The 18240-nt window shown below is 64.9% G+C and carries 10 protein-coding genes; 3 read left to right on the top strand and 7 right to left on the bottom strand.

The features are described from left to right. Positions 1-81: 81 nt before the first annotated feature. Positions 82-6552: a YDG domain-containing protein gene (locus AT984_RS15795; protein WP_082680078.1), complete on the bottom strand. Its 6471-nt coding sequence runs from the start codon at positions 6550-6552 to the stop codon at positions 82-84. 93 nt (positions 6553-6645) lie between these two features. After that, complete coding sequence (locus AT984_RS15800) at positions 6646-8382, bottom strand: ShlB/FhaC/HecB family hemolysin secretion/activation protein (RefSeq protein ID WP_058720915.1); 1737 nt, start codon at positions 8380-8382, stop codon at positions 6646-6648. A 227-nt stretch (positions 8383-8609) separates the two neighbouring features. Between AT984_RS15800 and AT984_RS15805 the strand changes: the two genes are divergently transcribed. Both AT984_RS15805 and AT984_RS15810 read left to right on the top strand, forming a co-directional pair. Next, positions 8610-9509 carry a response regulator transcription factor gene (locus AT984_RS15805; RefSeq protein WP_058720916.1) on the top strand — a complete coding sequence of 300 codons (900 nt, stop codon included), beginning with the start codon at positions 8610-8612 and terminating at the stop codon, positions 9507-9509. Then, entirely contained in the window at positions 9503-11899 is a 2397-nt protein-coding gene (locus tag AT984_RS15810) for a sensor histidine kinase (RefSeq protein WP_082680080.1), read from the top strand. Before AT984_RS15805 ends, AT984_RS15810 begins: the two co-directional genes overlap by 7 nt. Here AT984_RS15810 and AT984_RS15815 read toward each other — a convergent pair whose 3' ends face one another. Then, positions 11900-12331 (bottom strand): MerR family transcriptional regulator, encoded by a 432-nt coding sequence (locus AT984_RS15815; protein WP_058720918.1) that lies wholly within the window; start codon positions 12329-12331, stop codon positions 11900-11902. Between the two features lie 93 nt (positions 12332-12424). Here AT984_RS15815 and AT984_RS15820 point away from each other — a divergent pair, with 93 nt between their 5' ends. Further along, positions 12425-13483, top strand: coding sequence for an MBL fold metallo-hydrolase (locus tag AT984_RS15820; protein WP_058720919.1), 1059 nt, complete (start codon positions 12425-12427; stop codon positions 13481-13483). A 306-nt stretch (positions 13484-13789) separates the two neighbouring features. Here the strand turns inward: AT984_RS15820 and AT984_RS15825 are convergent, their stop codons facing one another. From AT984_RS15825 to glyS, 4 genes are read right to left on the bottom strand one after another with little or no spacing between them, the layout of a single operon-like run. Further along, entirely contained in the window at positions 13790-14626 is an 837-nt protein-coding gene (locus tag AT984_RS15825; protein ID WP_058720920.1) for a M48 family metallopeptidase, read from the bottom strand. A gap of 16 nt (positions 14627-14642) precedes the next feature. After that, a complete protein-coding gene (locus AT984_RS15830; RefSeq protein WP_058720921.1) occupies positions 14643-15449 on the bottom strand; it encodes a lysophospholipid acyltransferase family protein in 807 nt (268 codons plus the stop codon). Positions 15450-15453: 4 nt separating this feature from the next. Beyond that, entirely contained in the window at positions 15454-16110 is a 657-nt protein-coding gene (gmhB, locus tag AT984_RS15835; protein ID WP_058720922.1) for a D-glycero-beta-D-manno-heptose 1,7-bisphosphate 7-phosphatase, read from the bottom strand. 21 nt (positions 16111-16131) lie between these two features. After that, positions 16132-18240: a glycine--tRNA ligase subunit beta gene (gene glyS / locus AT984_RS15840; RefSeq protein ID WP_058720923.1), complete on the bottom strand. Its 2109-nt coding sequence runs from the start codon at positions 18238-18240 to the stop codon at positions 16132-16134.

Consider the following 18240-nt stretch of genomic DNA (forward strand, 5'->3'; position numbering starts at 1 on the left):
GCCTGCTCACGCAGGCGAGGGCAGCCGGGCCCAAGGCCTCTAATTCGAAGTCAGCGCCTTTGGCGACGCTCGCTCCTCCGATCAGTTTTTGGCATCAAAGCGAAGCACGATGCTTCGCACCTGATCCACAGAAACGCCGGCCTTGCGCTTGATCACGCTCAGGCCGTGGGCGCTGAGCACCTCATGGCCCAGTTGTGCTGCTTGCGGCTGCATGGTGGCCCGCAAAGTGCCATTGGACAAGAACTCCAAGGACATGCCCGCAGTCTCGCCCTGGCCCAGATCAAGCAGGGTCTCGGCGCGAGCACTGACGTTCTGGCCCTCATGCTTGGGCAGTTCGGCCTGGGTCAAGCTGTGCTGCTGGAGGCTCAGGCTGTCTCCCTGGTCCTGCACGAGGTAGTGGCCCAGATGATCCAGGCCGCCGCTCGCGCCGGAGTCGCGGAACAAGGGCAAGAGGTTCTGCACCGGCTCCGTGGGGGCATTGCCCGCCATGCTCAGGCTGATATGCCCGCCATTTCGCAGCATGTGCTGGCCGCCCTCGGTGGCTGCCGCCTGGCCACTGCGCGCTGCGCTTGCTGGGCCTGCCGCGTCACCGCCGGAACCCACCCCTTCGGCCAGCGCCAGCAAGGTTGGCACCGGGCCAGTCGCCGGCGAAGCTCCGGCCAAGACATTGGCTCCGGCACCGCTGCTTCCGCTCACGCCGCCATTCGAGCCGTTCGCACTATTGGAAGCTGTAGCACCCGCGCCGCCCGTGGCATTGCCGCCCTGCGGCTTCACTAGCAGCCCGGCCGTTTGGCCTTGCGCGTCCAGGCTCAGGATGCGAGCCACCGTCTCGACCTGGCCGTGCGCCAGCTGGTAATTGCCTGCGTCAGTGCCGTCCAGGTTCAGCTTGACCACCACTTGCTTGCCATCAGCGGCCAACAAGTCTTGGAACTGCCCGGTGGCCTGGGCGCGGACACTGTCACCCGCCACCACACCGATCAAGCTCGGCGCCTCCAGCTGCGCGTCGCGCGAACCATCGAAGTACTTGTCCTTCACCACCAGCGGCGCGGTCTGCAAGGTCTTGGGCGTGATGTCGCCCTTGGCCTGCACTTGCGCGCCGGCCAGCTGATAGTTGCCGGCGTCGGCGCCCGTCAAGGCCAGCGTCACCGCCACGTCCTTGGCCTTGCCGGCGTTCTTGTCGGCAAACTCACCGCTGCGCGTCGTGTCGACCTGGTCGCCGTCGATCAAGCCTTGCAGCTTGCCGCCGGACACCTCGGCTTGGCGATTGCCGTCATAGACCTTGGTGGCCACAGCCACAGCACCCGCCGTCACGGTCTTGGGCGTGATGTCGCCCTTGGCCTGCACTTGGGCGCCGGCCAGCTGATAGTTGCCGGCGTCGGCACCGACCAAGCCCAGCGTCACCGCCACGTCCTTGGCCTTGCCGGCATTCTTGTCGGCAAACTCGCCGCTGCGAGTCGTGTCGACCCGGTCACCGTCGATCAAGCCTTGCAGCTTGCCACCGGACACCTCAGCTTGGCGATTGCCGTCGTAGACCTTGGTCATCACAGCCACCGCGCCCGCCGTCACCGTCTTGGGCGTGATGTCGCCCTTGGCCTGCACTTGCGCGCCGGCCAGCTGATAGTTGCCGGCGTCGGCGCCCGTCAAGGCCAGCGTCACCGCCACGTCCTTGGCCTTGCCGGCGTTCTTGTCGGCAAACTCACCGCTGCGCGTCGTGTCGACCTGGTCGCCGTCGATCAAGCCTTGCAGCTTGCCGCCGGACACCTCGGCTTGGCGATTGCCGTCATAGACCTTGGTGGCCACAGCCACAGCACCCGCCGTCACCGTCTTGGGCGTGATGTCGCCCTTGGCGAGCACGCTGTCGCTGGCAAGTTGGTAGTTGCCGGCGTCAGCGCCGCTCAAGGCCAGCTTGACATTCACATCCTTGGCCACGCCGGCGTTCTTGTTGAGGAACTCTGCGCTCAGATTGAAGCCCAGTTGTTCGCCGTCCAAGCCGCCCGCCAGTTGGCCGCCGCTGACTTGGGCGCTGGTCGTGCCGTCATAAACCTTGCTCGACACCTTCACATCGGCCACCGACACGCTCTTGGGCGTGATGCTGGCCTGGGCGGCGCCGTCAAAGCTGTAGTTGCCCGCATCGGCGCCAATCAGGCTCAGGCCGGTGATGCTGACAGCCTTGTCTTTACCGACATTTTTGTTGTTGAAGCTGGCCGCGCCGCCGCTGGTTTGAACCGCGTCGCCGGCCACCAGGCCTTGCAGACTCACCTTGCCCAATTCAGCATTCAGCTTGCCGTCATAGACCTTGTCCTTGACCGAACCCGTCGCCGCGCCAATGTGCTTGGGGGTGATCTCGCCGATGGCGCCGCTGGCGGTGTTGCTTTGCAAGGCATAGCCGTACACCGCAACAGTGCCATTGCTCGCTTGACCCAGAACGATGCCGTCGACGCTGACCTGCTTGCTCTGCCCCACATTCTTGTTGGCATAGCGCGCTTGGCCGCCCACGGTGTATGCCACTTGGTCGCCGTCGATGGCGCCGCTTTGGGCAAAGTTGCCTGCGCTGAGCGTGGCTTCGGTCTTGCCGTCGTAGACCTTGCTCGTCGTGCCCTTCAGGCTCACGCTGATCTTGGGCGCCACGGTGTAGAGGAAGCCGTCGCCGGCGCCCAGCACGGTGCTGCTCGTCGTCGCTTGATACTGCTTGAACTGATAGGCCAGACCGCCACGTTCGTCAGCCGTTGGCGTGGTCGAGTAGACATGCCAGTGGCCTGCCGTGGCTTGCAGAGCTTGTGCACCCGCCTCGTTGCGGAAGTTGCGGCCGGCGGCCAGCAACAGCGGTGTGGCCGCGGCGTTCGCGTTGTCTGCCTTGACGGCTTGCTTCAACACGATGTCCGAGCTCGAACCTTGGGCGCGCACATCCACCGTGCGGGCGGCATGAATGCCGCCCAAGCCATCGGCGCTGCCCACGGTCAGGCTGCTGTCTGTCTTGAACTGCAAGCTGCCCACATCGGCCGCGATCTCGCCCACTTGATGCACGCTGCTGTTCAATGTCACATCGCCACCACTGCTGCGCAGCGCAAGCTTGGCGGCGCTGATCTGCCCACTGCCCGCAATGCCCGCGCCAGCCTTGTCATTCAAAGACACCGTACCACTGGCCGTGAGCGCTTGATCCAGTTGCAGTCCCGCTTGCTCGGCCGACAGGAACAGACTGCCCGTGTTGACGTGCTGCGCGCCCTGCTGTACCAAGGTGCGGCCGGCGATCTCCACGCGATCACCCACGTTCACGGTCAAGCCTGCCAGCTTCACATCGTCGTCCGTGGCCTTGACGCGCATCACCTTGACGCCATTGAAAGCTTGGGCGCTCTTCTCGCTCAGCTGCGAGCTTTGGCCGCCCAGTTCAAACGAGGCATTAGCACCGTCCAGGGTGAACTCGACCGTGGCTTTGGACTGCCCGCTGACTGTGGCGCTGGTCGTCGCATCCGCCGCCACCAAGCCCGTTGAGGCATGCAGCTGGAGCGTGCTGCTGGTGCCATTGAAGGCAATGGGCGCCTTCAAGTCCAGCTGCCCTGTGGCATTCAAGACCACGGTGACGTTCTGGCCGGCGTTGATGCTCAGGCCACCCAGTCCATCCACCGCGCCCAGGCCCCAATCGGCCGTACTGCTGCGAACATCGGTGTCACCACCAACCTTCAGCGCCAGCTTTTTGAAATTGAAGCTGCTGTCGCTCAGCACCGCGCCGCCGCCGGCAGTCACTGCCAGATTCTCCGCAGCCACGCCGCCGTCACGGCCGATGACTTGTTGGCCGCTCAGCAAATGAACGCTGGTGGCGGTGGTGCTGATGTCGCTGTCGAACACCAGATTGCCGCCATCTTCCCGGCCTACCGCCAGAGTGGCGGCGTTCACATGCCCGATGGTGGCGTTGTTCAAACCCGTGCCCAGATGCAAGTCGTTCGAGGCCGTCATCTGGCGAATGGTGACTTTGCCCGTGCCATTCTTGGCGTCAACCGCTTGGCTGATGTTGATGGTGTCGCCGGTGAGGGTGATGTCACCCAAGGTATTGATTAGCTTGCCGGCGGTGATTTCCACCGTCTTGTTGACCATCTCGAAATGCCCGGAGGCCTTGCCATCGAAGTCACTCGGCACGCTGATGGTGCCGGTGCCGTCCTCACGGCCGATGGTCAGGTTCTTGATGCCGGGCAGCTTGTCCAGCGTCGTCTTGGAAGCAAAACCGTTGGCATCGCCCAAGACCATATTGGTGCTGGCGGTAGCAGGCTCCAGCCGCAAGGACGCGGTGCTGAGGTTGCTCAGGGTCGCGGTGCCCCAGTCGATCTTGTTGGCGCGCAGGGTCAGCACACCGGTGCCGGTATCCATATTGATATTGACGGCGCCGAAGTTGATATTGCCGTCGGTGTGGATGCTTGCCCCGCCCCGAAAGATGAAGGGCGTGTCCACATTCACATCTCCACTGACCGAAAGCAATCCAGCCAGTACCTTGTTGCCCTCGGTGTGGGTGCCGTCGCCCTTGAAAAAGATGCGGCCGTTGTCCAGCACCATGTTGGAATTCAGCGTCACTTCGCCGCTGCCGGTGGAGACGTACAAATTGCCACCATGGGTGGTGACGGGCGCATTCAAGGTGAAGTAGCCCAAACCTCCGTTGTCGGAGTCGGCCCAGATTCGAACATAGCCGCCTTGCGTCTGGATGGCGCCGCCCACAGTGGCGCCGTCAGCCCCAAAAATAGTGATCGACGCGTCGGCCGGTGTGCCGCTACCGGGTGTGCGGACGTCGTGCGTCGGCAAGGTGGCCGCATTGGTGCCTGCGCCATGGGCAATCAGGATCGGCGTATTCAACACACGACCGCTGCCACGGGAACCTGCCACCAGCATCAAGCTCCCCTTCCCCGAGACTTCCAGGGTATTGGCCGCATTGGCGAACATCATGTCGAAATTTCTCGCCACATCAGTATCACCAGCCAACACAGTTGGCGGGCTCAAGTGCCCACCATTGGCTGTGCCGGCCTCGATGCGCAGGCTCACATCTGGCTGCATGGTGATCTTGCCGTCCCCACCGTTAAGTGACAGGTCATTGACGAGGATGTCACCCGTCGCCTGCAGCAGCACATTGGCGTTCTGGGCCTCGATGTCTTTCTCAAACACCTGCGAGCCGCTCAGCGAACCCGAGCCACTGCCGCCACCGCTGATCTCCAAAGTGGAGGGGTCCAAGAGCAAATCGCCCGTCCGCCCCTTGGCTGCTCGCGCATCCGTGCGGCCGCTGTACTGCAGCACCTGCTTGCCGGACACCTCCGCGCGGCCACCGTCGCCGCTCTGCGCGCCGCCGCGCACCGAGATATTGCCAGCGAACTGAGTCTTGTCATCGGACCAGAACACCACCTCACCGCCCTTGCCGACGTCGACAGCATCGGCCTTGGTCAGCACGCTAGCATCGGCCTGCACGCTCGTGGCATTGCGCACATTGGCGTCCTTACCTTGCCAGCCACCGCCGACCTGGATCTGTCCGCCGCCCGTGGCGCCACTGGCGTCCAACTGAGCGCCGCCGTCCAGACGCAGATGCTCACCTTGCACGGTGATCGTGCCGCCCTGGGCAGCACTGGAGCTGGCGTCCAGGCGGCCGCTGACATGCACCTCACCTTGCTCGCCACCGTCCAGCAAGATACGGCCGCCACGCGCCACCAAGCTTTTCGCCTCGATCACGCCGCTGTTATTGACCACGCTGGCCTGCAAGGCGTTGGCGCTGCGGGCGCTCAAGATCACCGAGCCGGCCGCGATCTGGCCGCTGTTGTCCACCAGGGCGTCCAGCGCGGCGCGCTCGATCGCCAGGGACACCAAGCCGTCGCGGCCGAAGTCCAAGGCCATCTTGTCGCCTGCGCCCATCAGCACCTGGCCGGCAGTCACACTGCCTTCATTGCGCACCACAGGGGCCAGCAAGGCCACCACGCCGCCCTGGGCCTGGATCTGGCCTTGGTTAACCACGCTGCCCGCCACACCATCCGCAGCGAAGCTGGCTTTGCCGCCCATGAAGTCAGCATCCTTGATGTTCAGGCTGCTGGCCACCAGGCCGCCCACATTGACTTGCGCGCCTTTGCCGAAGACCACGCCGCTGGCGTTGATCAGCCAAACTTGGCCGTTAGCGGTGAGCTCACCCTGGATCTGCGTCGGTGCGCCACCGGTGATGCGGTTCAGCGCGATCGCTTGCGCATTGGGCTGGGCGAAAGTGACCTTGGACTTGTCGCCGATATTGAACTCTTGCCAGTTCAGGATGGCGCGCTGGCTCTGCTGCTGCACCGTCAGCTGATTGCCGTTTTGCGTCACCGTGGCTTGGCCACCAGCCAGTTGCACGCCCTTGGGCAAGGCACTTGCAGCCGAGCTGGGATCAGGCCCGGCCCCGGCGCCTGCGGCATGGGCGGCACTGGCCAGCAAGACGCTGGCCAAGAGGCCGCTGCTGGCGCGCTTGCGGCGGCCTTTGCAGTGTTCGGCGACGGCCACATAAGTGCCGGTGACTTCATTCCAAACCAGGCGATAAGCGTGGTTCATGGAGGCTTTTTTCATTGCGTGTAATCCTCAGAATTCTTTGTTTTTTGCTTGAGCGGTTTGGCCGTTTGGCCTTTTGGCCTTTTGGCCTTTTGGCGCTTGGGCCAAAGCTCAGAAGCGCGCCTGCACCTGCACCCACAGGCGGTAGCGCTCCTGGCGACCGTCAGCTTCCAGGCCTGTGGCCGGGTTGCGGCCGGCGTTCTCGCCCAGCGCGCGGGCCACGCCAGTGCGCACACTCCATGACTGCGCGAACAAGTTCAGGCCCAGGCCCACGCCGTGCAGTGAGTAACTATTGGGCTGGCCCAGCAATGAGCCGACCCAGGGGCTGGCGTGCTGCGTGATGCTGCCGCTGTCCACAAAGGCCAGGGCTTGCGCGCGCACATCGCCATGGAACATGAAGTCCTGACGCAGCTCGCCGTTGAAGACCCAGCCGCTGTCACCCACCGCTTCGCCGACGGCGTAAGAGCGCACGCCGCTGGGGCCGCCCAGCATGAACTTCTCCGACGAATCGAGATTGCGCGAAGCCTGCTGGCCATTGAGTGCGGCATACACGCTCAGGCCGCTCAAGCCCCAGCCCGCGGCCACGCTTTGGCTGCGCGCCAGGCGCCAGCTCAGCTTGTGGAAACCGCCTTGGGTGCGGGCGCTCAAGGCGTCAGCCGCTTGATCCCCAGCATTGCCGGCCAGATTGACCTGGCCGATGCTGAGGCCTGCACTGAACTCGTTGAGGCCGCCTCCCAGCAGCGCGTCCCAGCCAGAGCCGCTCAGGCCTGCGCCCAGGCGGTGCAAACGACGCTCGCGCAGCGACAGGCCCAAGGCTTGATCGCTCAGCTGCTTGCGTTCCGCATCCAGGCTCAGCCACAGATTCTGTTCACGGCCGCGCAGCAAGGGATAGCTCAGGCCCGCCGTCAGCGATTGGGCAGAACCGCGCAGATCGAGGCGATCTAGCTCCTGGCCGACCTTGTAGCGCAGATAAGAGCCCGCCAGATTGGCGCGCAGGCCGGCGGGGTTCAGCGCAAAGCCATAGCTCAAGGCCGCCTGCTGTGTGCCTTCACTGGCGCTCAGGCTCAGGCTGGCGACATCTTCCAGGCCCAAGGGGCGGTTCCAGAAGCCTTGCGCGCCGACGCGCACCGCGCCGGTGTAGCGGTTGCTGAAGTTGTCCGCAAGCACGCTGCCGCTCAGGGATGGCAGCTCTTCGGCCGTGATGATGACGCGGCTCGTGCCCGGCTCCACACCCTTGTCCAGGGTGGCGCGGGCGCTGACGCCCGGCACATCGTTGATCAAAAGAATGGCGCGCTCAATCTGCTCGCCGCGCACCGCACCTGCCGGCATGGCGGCGTTGGCAATGGCCATCAAGCGGGTGTTCAGGCCGGCGTCTTTGCCGAGCACTTGCACCCGGCCGGCACCCGACTCCAGGCGGCCCACCAGCACGGCGATTTCCAGCACGCCCTCGCTGAGGTCTTGGGGCGGCAGATAGGCCCGCGCCAGCATGAAACCACGCGCCTGCAACTGGGCCGTGACACGGGCGGCGAGCGCCTGCAACTCAGCATGGTTGAGCGAGCGGCCCAGGCGATCGGCCACCCAGGCTTGCTGCTCAGCCTCACTCACCAGACCTTCAGTCCCGGTGAAACGCACTAGCTTGATTTGCACTTTGAAGCCGCCGGATTGCGCGGCTTGTGCGGCCTCGCTTTCCAATAGCGCGGGCTTGTTGGCCGGCTGCTGGCCGGGTTTGTTCAGGCGCTGCTGCTCATTGAGCAACTGGCCTGCATCGGGTGCAGCCTGCACCAGCGACGTGGCCGCCAGCAGCCCCAGGGTGACGCCCAGGCAGGCGCGCAGTCGCTTCTTTTGCATTATTGTCTTCATGGGAGTCGGTCGATCTCGGTGTTATCAGCCCGCTTTATCGGCCCGTGCCAGGGGCCAAGCCTTTGGCAAATTGCCCACCGGTCTTGGCAAAACGAATAGCGGCGAGAAAGCGGCTCTCCAGCGAAGAAGAAGTGCGCACATCGCACGGATCACGCGGCGGACCGCCTGCTTGCGGGCCTACTCGGGTGGCCCTCATGCCCGACAATTCGCCCCCTATGTACGAGACCATCAGCACGGCCAGCACACCCGATACTCTGCACACCACCCAGGCGCCCATATCGGGCTCGACGCTGGTGCCCCCTTTGATCCTGCTGGTGGACGACAAGCCCGAGGAGCTGCGCTGGCTCAACCAGCTTTTGCAACCCGACTTCCGTCTTGCTCTGGCCCACAACGGGCAGACCGGCCTGCAGCGAGCCCAGGCCTTGCAGCCCGATCTGGTGTTGCTGGACATTGGCCTGCCGGATATGGACGGTTACGCCCTGTGTCGCCTGCTCAAGGCTGACCCGCTGACTTGCGCCGTTCCTGTGCTGTTCTTGAGCGCGCACAACTCCCCCGAACGGCGCATCCAAGGGCTGGGGCTAGGCGCGGTGGATTTCATCAGCAAGCCGTTTCATCCCGAGGAAGTGCTGGCTCGGGTGCGTGTGCATCTGCGCTTGGCCGCGCAGATTCGCCAACCCACGGTCGATGAGACTGCCGCCACGGCGCCCGTCCGCAACCCGGACGAACTGCTGGTGCAGGCTGCTGCCCAGTACATTCGCGCGCATTTGAGTGAGACGCCCTCGGTGGCCCAGATCGCTCGGCAAGTGGGCCTGCACGAAAAGCGCCTGCTGGCCCTGTTCCGCGAGCATCTGGGGCAAACCATCTCGGGATTTATCCGCGATGAGCGAGTCAGCACCGGGCAGCGCTTGCTGGCCGACACCGCCATGTCGGTGCAGGAGATCGCCTTCACCGTGGGTTTTGGCAACCCCGGCAATTTCGCCACCTCGTTTCGAGAGAGCACAGGCATGAGCCCTCAGGCCTATCGCCAGGGCTTGCGTGAGCAAGGGGGGCCAGCCAGCGCGCTTGGCGGGGATGCTGAGAATGAGAAGGTGGCGCCACAGGCTGATCAGTGTTGAGCAGCCTGCTGCGCAAGCTTGTGCGCACACAAGTGCTCGGCCTACTCCTCGTCGCGGCGTTCTTCAACGGCCACGCTCAAGCACAGCAAGCAAACATTGGCGCGGCTCTGCCCGCGCCGCAAGCCATCTTGCAGCTGCAAGCGCAAGATCAGGAGCAGCTGCAACTGTTCCCCTATCTGCAGATTTGGGTAGACCCCAGCGCGCGCCTGGGCCCGCAAGACGCGCAGCACCAGGGCTTTCGACCCATGCAGAGCGGAGACAAGCATCCGGGCTATAGCGGCTCGGCGTTTTGGCTGCGCCTGCGCCTGCACAACCCGGGTACCCAAAGCCTGAGCCGATATCTGCTGATCGAGCCGGCCCGCTTGGAGGAAGTAGCGCTGTATCGCCAGCAGGCCGACGGCAATTGGCAAGTCAGCCACGCCGGCACCAGCCACCCCTTTGGCGAGCGTGAGCTTGCGATGCGGGAAAGCGCCTTCATCGTGCAACTGGCGCCCGGTCAGACCCAGACCTTGATGCTGCGTGTGGCCAGCCGCAGCTCAGTGGCGCTGGAGGCAACGCTTTGGGATCCGCACGCCCTGCAAGTTCGATTCCCTGGCGGCCTCTGGGTGGACGGAGTTCTGGTCGGTGTTTCCCTGTTCCTGATGCTGCTGGCGGTGATGACCACCCATGTGCTGCGCGAGCCGGCCGCGATTTATATCGCCGCCCATATGCTGCTGGCCATTCTGTATGAGTCAGGCATGCGCGGCACCAGTTTCATGATTCTGTGGCCCAACGCTACCGACTGGGCCACGCGCAGCCTGGCCACCTTGGGCGGCCTTGCCGTGCTGTGCCAATGGCTGGCGGTGCGCCGCCTGCTTCACCTGCGCCGGCGCCAAGCCCGCCTGCACCGCGGGCTGAACCTGATCGCCTGGCTGGGCCTGCTCACCCTTGGCGTATGCCTGGTTGGCGACTACCGCCTGGGCACGATCAGCAATTCGCTGCTTAACAGCTGCATGCTGCTGGGTCTGCTGCTGGCCTGCGTGCAAGCCGCTCGCGCGGGCCAGCGCCTGGCCTTGGTCTGGTTGCTGGCCCTGGGTACCCAGGCCCTGGGCATGCTGCCGCGTTATCTGGGCCTGCTGGGCCTGTGGCCCCACGGACTATTGAGCGACTACGCGCCGCCATTGATGATGGAGCTGGGCTGTTTGCTGGTGTTGATCGCCTTGATGCAGCGTTTTCACAAGCAACACCAACGCTATGAGCGCGGGCTGGAAGCTGCCGTGGCGGCGCGCACCACGGCGCTGGCCCAAGCCACCCGGCACGCCCAGGCCAGCGATGCCGCCAAGGGCCGGCTGCTGGGCTATATCGGCCACGATCTGCGCGCACCCCTGGCCTCGGTCGTGCATGTCGCGCGTGAGATGCGGGCCGACCAGGCGTTTGATGCCGACCGCCGCGCCATCGAGCGCAGCGGCCTGCTGCTGCTGGACATGATCGACGAGCTGCAGCGCTTCGCTAAAGCGCCGGAAAGCAGCGCCGTGCTGGAGATCCTGCCCGCGCCGGTCTATTTGCACGGGCTCTTGCACGACACAGTGGAGCAAGCGCAGGGCCTGGCCCGCAGCGCCGGCTGTCATATCGAATTGCGCCTGGCAGCAGATCTGCCCACCGTGCTTGAGCTGGACGCCAAGCGCCTGCGGCAAGTGCTTTTCAACCTACTCTCCAACGCCGCCAAGTTCAGCCGCGACAGCGCCATCGTCGTGCACGCCGGCACCGAGCCCGACGCACCTGCGAGACTGCAACTGCGCGTGAGCGACCAAGGCAGCGGCATCGCGGCTGAAGACCTGCCGTGGCTGTTCGAGCCCTTTGTACGCGCCAGCGCCAGCGCCCATCTGCCGGGGCTGGGCTTGGGCCTGAGCATCGCGCGCCAGATGGTGCAGGCCATGGGCGGGGACATCCGCGTGCGCAGCCAGCTTGGTCTTGGCAGCGAATTCAGCTTTGACCTGCCCCTTCAGCTGGCGGCCGAAGACGAAGTGCTGTGGCCGCCGCTGCTACGCCAAATCAGCATCGGCGAGGGCTTGTGCGCGCTGGTGCTCGACCCCTGCGAGACCGCCCGCGAAGCCTTGGCCGAACGCCTGAGCCTGGCCGGCTTCGACTGCCTGCAGGCTGCCGACCTGGACGAGGCAATGCAAATCGACGCGCCGCTGGATCTGCTGGTCGTAGAGCCCGATGGCTTGCCAGATGGCTCGGTTCAGGCGCTGGCGGCACTGCACAGCCGCCACACGCAAATGCGCGCGCTGTGCTGCAGCCGACACCTGCCGCCGCAGCCCGATGCCGGCTGGCTTTGCAAGCCGGTGCAAGAACAGGATTGGTGGGCCGCGCTGCAGTCAGTCAGCGCAGCCAGGCTGGAAGAGGCCTAATCAGGCCGGCTGACTGGCCTTAAGCAGGCTTTCACAGCGCTGCTCATGCTGGCTGATCTCGGCCAGGGTGACTTCGATGTCGTCGAGCTGCTGCTCAAGTTGGCGGCGGTGCTGGCGCAGCACTTCGAGAAAGGCCTTGAGCTGCGGGGCGGCGCCGGTTTTGGCGTCGTACATATCCACCAGCTGCTTGATTTCCTGCAAGGTCAGGCCCAGGCGCTTGCCGCGCAGCGTCAGCTTGAGGCGGGTGCGGTCGCGGTGCGAATAGACCCGGTTGCGGCCCGAGCGAGTGGGCTCCAGCAGGCCCATGTCTTCGTAGAAACGAATCGCGCGCGGGGTGATGTCGAACTCAGCAGCCAGCTCGGTGATGGTGAATAAGCGCGCCTGACCTTCAGCAACACATGCAGCGGTGGCGGGGTTTGCGTTGGAAGTCATGGGATGCTGGCTAAACTGAGTGGACATTGACGTTAACGTCAACGGCAGTTTACCTGCCGCACAACAAGCCAACAGCGACAAGACAAGACCACCATGGCCAATTCCCGCGAGTCCGAACTGCACTACCCCTTGGGCGATGCCCTGCCCGCCCCTGGTGCCACCCTGGAGCTGGCGCCCGGCGTGCGCTGGCTGCGCATGGGCCTGCCCTTTGCACTGGACCACATCAATCTGTGGCTGCTGCGCGATGAAATCGACGGCCAAGCGGGCTGGACCATCGTCGACTGTGGCGTTGCCAATCCCGCCACGCAAGCGCTGTGGGAACAGGTGTTCGCCAATGAGCTGGCGGGCCTGCCGGTGCTGCGCGTCATCGTCACCCACTTCCATCCCGACCACATCGGCCTGGCCGCCTGGCTGACCGAGAAATGGCAATGCCGCTTGTGGATCAGCGCGACCGATTTCCACTTGGCCCGGCTGGCCAGCGGCTCCACCGTGGGCATGGGCGGGCACAGCGCGGCGGCCTTCTTCGCCAGCCATGGCTTGGTCGATGAAGAGTCGCTGGCCAAAATCCGCGCTCGCAGCAGCTACTACCCCAGCATGGTGCCCAACGTGCCAGCCAGCTTCCGGCGCTTGATGAATGGCCTGCAGTTCCAGATCGGCGGGCACAACTGGCATTGCATCACCGGCTACGGCCACGCGCCCGAGCACATCAGCCTGCATTGCCCGGACTTGAGCCTGCTGATCTCCGGCGATATGGTGCTGCCGCGCATCTCCACCAATGTCAGCGTGGTGGATGTGGAGCCCGAGGCCGACCCGCTGACGCTCTACCTCGACTCGATCCGCCAGATGCTGACGCTGCCGGCCGACACCTTGGTGCTGCCCGCACATGGCAAGCCCTTCAGCGGCCTGCACGCCCGGGTGGATCAATTGCTGGAGCACCACGACGAGCGCCTGGCCGATGTGATGCAGGCCTGTGCCGCCAAGCCCTGCCACGCGGCGGAACTGCTGGACTTGCTGTTCAAGCGCAAGCTCGATCTGCACCAGACCACCTTCGCCATGGGCGAGTCGGCGGCGCACTTGAATGCCTTGTGGTTGCAGGGCCGTCTGCAGCGCCGCCTGGATGCGGATGGCATTTACCGTTTCAGCACGAACTGAGGCGCCAACCTTCAGCACAAAGCTGAATGGCAAAGTGCAGCCCAGAAGTAGTGCCGCCGCTGAGGCGTGAACCCCAGCGGCGGCATGCAGTCTTCTTCTTTGACGTTCCCGCAAGCAGGGCCTGACTGCAAAGGCCTGCTCACCTCCGATGACTTCAGCTTGTGAAGTCTCTCCAGCGCGTTGACAGCGTTGCCGCGCAGTTTGCACGCGAACGCGCCCTGGGGCAACCACCCCCAAAAGGGGGGGAATTGGAGGAAAAATGGAGGCGGGGGTCAGGCCTTGCCAGGCCCGACATGAGCGCAATGCCTACTCGGCAATGATGGATTCTTCGCGCAGCTGAGCGCGTGCGCGCTCGAAGTCGGGCAAGACCGAGGCCACCACCGCCCAGAAGCGCGGGCTGTGATTCATCTCGCGCAAATGCGCCAGCTCATGCGCCACCACATAGTCGATGATGGCCGGGCTGAAGTGGATCAAGCGCCAATTCAGGCGGATCGAACCATCGGCACTGGCGCTGCCCCAGCGGGTTTGCGCCGAACTCAGGCGCAGTGACGTCATCTGCACGCCCAAGGCCGCCGCGAAGTAGGCGCAGCGCGGCTCAAACAGCGCGCGCGCGCGCCGCTTCAGCCAGGCTTGCACGGCCTCGCGCACCTCGTCTTCGCTACTCAAGACCGGCAGGTGCAAATGCAGCAGCTGCGCCGCTTCATCCAGATTCACACCGGCTTGCGCCGCGCCCAGCCGCAGGGTCAGGCGGGTGCCAAGGAAGTTCAGGCTGGCGCCGTCGCGCCACTCAATGCGCGCGGCTTCCACGCGCCGTGCGCGCTCGCGCTGCTCGACCAGCTTGCGCAAAATCCAGTCCGACTTCTGCACCAGGGCGCGTTCAATGTCTTCTTGCGGCAGCCAGCGCGGCGCGCTGACCCGCAAGCCTTCGGAGCCAACTACAAAGCCGATGCTGCGCCGGCGCGCGCGCTTGAGCTCATAGGCCACGCGCTGCTCGCCCAGGCGCAACTCGCGCTGCGCACGCGGGTTGGGCAAGTGCGGGGCGGCCGAAGCGGGAGCAGGAGCGGGCACCGGCGTGCTCAAGACCTCAGGCCCGAACAAGGACAGCTGCGCATCCTGCAAGAGTTGGGCGAGGCGCTTGCGCATGCCGCTTGTCCTGCACTCAGGCCTTTGCCTTTTCGGCCTTAGCAAGCCCTGCAGCGTCTGCAGACTCCGGGCCGTAGGCCTCGGGATCAAGGCGGCGCATTTCGGCCTCGATCCAAGTTTCCACCTCGCGCATCATCTCGCCGGGCTCGCGGCCGGCCGAGGGGATTTGCTTGCCGATGGAGATGTCCACCACGCCGGGGCGCAGCAAAAAGGTCTTGCGAGGCCAGCAGCGCGCGGCCGTGGCCGCGATGGGCACCACCGGCACGCCGGCCTCGATGGCCAAACGGGTGCCGCCGGTTTTGTACTCACCCTTTTTGCCGCGCGCGATGCGGGTGCCTTCCGGGAACATGATGACCCAGTGGCCCATCGCCGTCAGGCGCTTGCCCTGCTCGGCCACTTTGCTCCAGGCCTGGCTGCGCTTGCTGCGGTCAATGTGGATCATGTCCATGCGCGCCATGGCCCAGCCGAAAAAGGGCACGTACAGCAACTCGCGCTTGAACACATAGGCCAGCGGGTGCGTCATCAAGCCGGGGTAGGCAAAAGTCTCCCAGGTGCTTTGATGCTTGGAAAGCAGCACCACGCCCGAGGTGGTTTCGGCGGCGCTGGGCAGGTTGTGCTCACCCTGGATGCGCCACTGCACACCGCAGATATAGCGCGCGCCGTAGATCGACAAACGCAGCCAGCCCGCGCAGGCCCAGTAGACCGTGTTGCCGCGCGCGAAGATGGAAATCAACAAGACGGCGGTGGCCCAAGGGATCACCGTGACGATGAGGAACAACAGGAACAGAGCGGACCGCAGGGCGGACAAAAGGGTGGCAAGCATTAACTCAGGTCTCCGGGCCGCTATCGGCTTGTGCTGCATGGTCACCGCGGGCATCGGCCTTGCTGCGGCGTTCTTGTTGGATCAGGCCTTCGGCAAAGGCACTCAAATTGACGTGCACCTTGGTGCCGGGCACTTGCGCGGCCAGAGCGGCGAACTGCTCGTCGCTCAGATTGCCCAGCCGTTCGCTACGCACCAGATGCGGCATGCATCCCGCCGCCTGCGCGGTTTGCAAATCACCGAGGCTGGCGCCCACCATATGCACGGTGGCCAGGTCCACGCCGAAGCGCTCGCCAATCTGCAGGACCAGTCCCGGCAGGGGCTTACGACAGTCGCAGCCCTCTTCCGGCGTATGCGGGCAGAAGAAGGCGGCGGATAAGCGCCCGCCCTTCTCCGCCAGCATTTGATTGAGGCGGATGTGAATCGCATTGAGCGAAGCCATGTCCAGCAAACCGCGGCCAATGCCGGGCTGATTGGTGGCCATCACGACCTGCCAGCCGGCCTGGTTGAGCCGCGCCACCGCCTCCAGCGCCCCTGGCAGGGGCTGCAATTCCTCGATCGACTTGACGTGGTCGTCGCGGTACTGGTTGATCGTCCCGTCACGCCCCAGGATGACCAGCTTGACGGGATGGTGGTGGGTGTTGTGGTCGGAGCGAATCGGCATGGGCTTGGCTCAAGGTTCGGTTTAGACCGCCAGGCGGGCCAGATCGGCCACCCGGTTCATCGCCTCGTGCAGGCTCTTCAACAAGCCCAGACGGTTGGCGCGCAGGGCGGCATCTTCGGCATTCACCATCACGCCGTCGAAGAAGGCATCGACCGGGCCACGCAAGGAAGCCAGCGCGCTCAAGGAGGCGGTGAAGTCGCCCTGGGTAAACAGCTGATCGGCTTGCGGGCCGACCTTGGCCAGCGCCGCAGCCAGGCCCTGCTCGGCCGCTTCTTGCAGCAAAGCCGGGTTGATGCTGGCCGTGACCGGCTCTTCGCTCTTCTTCAAGATATTGCCGATGCGCTTATTGGCCGCAGCCAGCGCGGCCGCTTCGGGCAAGGCGGCAAAAGCACGCACCGCCGCCAGGCGCTGGCTGATATCACCCAGGCTTTGCGGGCGCAGGGCCAGCACGGCGTCCACTTCCTGGGCGCTGTAGCCTTGCTCGCGCAGGCTGCCGGAGAGGCGGTCGAAGATGAAGTCAGACAGGGGCGCGGCAGGATTCTGAATCAGCGCACCGAAGGCCGGCACGGCCGCAGCGATCAGCGCGTCCAGGCTCAGCGTGCCAGCGCGCTCGCTGAGCATGCGCACCAGGCCCAGGGCATGGCGGCGCAGCGCAAACGGGTCTTTATCGCCGGTGGGCAACTGGCCAATGCCGAACATGCCAACCAGGGTTTCCAGCTTGTCGGCCATGGCCACCACCAGGCCGGCCTCATTGCGCGGCAGGGCGTCGCCAGCGAAGCGCGGCTTGTAATGGTCTTCAATGGCCATGGCCACCGCATCGCCCAGCCCATCGTGGCGGGCGTAGTAGCCACCCATGATGCCTTGCAGTTCGGGAAACTCGCCGACCATATCGGTCAGCAAATCGGCCTTGGCCAGATGAGCGGCTTGGTCGACTTGGGCGCTCAGCTCGGCCCCGCCCAACAAGGCGGCAATCGCCTTGGCGATGGCGCGCACGCGCTCAACCCGCTCGCCCTGCGTGCCCAGCTTGCCGTGATAAACCACCTTGGCAAGACCTGACACCCGCTCGGCCAGCGACTTCTTGCGGTCTTGGTCGAAGAAGAATTTGGCGTCCGACAAACGTGGGCGCACCACCCGCTCATTGCCGCCGATCACGGCCGAGGCGTCGGCCGGGCTGATATTGGAAACGACCAGGAATTTATGCGTCAGCTTGCCTGCGGCGTCCAGCAGGGGGAAGTACTTCTGATTCGCCTTCATGGTCAGAATCAGGCATTCCTGCGGCACCGCCAGGAACTCGGGCTCAAACTCGCAAGTCAGCACATTGGGGCGCTCGACCAAAGAATTCACCTCGTCCAGCAAGGCCTCGTCCTCAATCGGGCTCAAGCCTTGGACGGCTGCCGCCGCATTGAGCTGGCGCACGATTTCGGCACGGCGCTCGGCATAGCTGGCGATCACGGCGCCCTGCTCGCGCAGCTGAGTGGCGTAGCTGTCGGCGCTCTCGACCGTGATGCGCTCGACCTGCGCCTCAAAGCGGTGGCCGCGGGTCTCGCGCCCGGCCGTCAAGCCCAGGGCTTGCAGCGGCACGAGTTCGCTGCCGTGCAGCGCCACCAGGCCATGGGCGGGGCGCACAAACTTCACATCGCTCCAGCCGTCGGCCAGCTGATAAGTCATCACCTTGGGGATGGGCAGCTTGGCCAGCGCTTCGTCCAAGGCTTTTTGCGCGCCTTCGGCCAGCGTGGCGCCGGCCTGAATGCTGTCCAGGAACAAGGCCTCAGCCTTGCCATCGGGTGCGCGCTTGAGTTGAGCCACGGCGCTGGCGTCCAGGCCCATGCCGCCCAGGCGTTTCAGCAGGGCTTGGGTGGGCTGGCCGTCTTTGTCCAGAGCCACGCTCACCGGCATCAGCTTTTGCTGCACGGCACGGTCGGCGGCCTTGGCGGCCACATGCGTCAGGTGCAGGCCAAGGCGGCGCGGCGAGGCGAACGAAGTGGCCACGGCGTCGGCCGCAGCCAGGCCTTGGGCCTTGAGGCTGTCCACCAGCACTTGGGTGAAGGCCTCGCCCAGCTTCTTGAGCGCCTTGGGGGGCAGCTCTTCAACAAACAGTTCAATCAGGAGGTTCTTGGAATTGGCACTCAT

The sequence above is a fragment of the Paucibacter sp. KCTC 42545 genome (assembly GCF_001477625.1).
Taxonomy (GTDB): domain Bacteria; phylum Pseudomonadota; class Gammaproteobacteria; order Burkholderiales; family Burkholderiaceae_C; genus Paucibacter_A.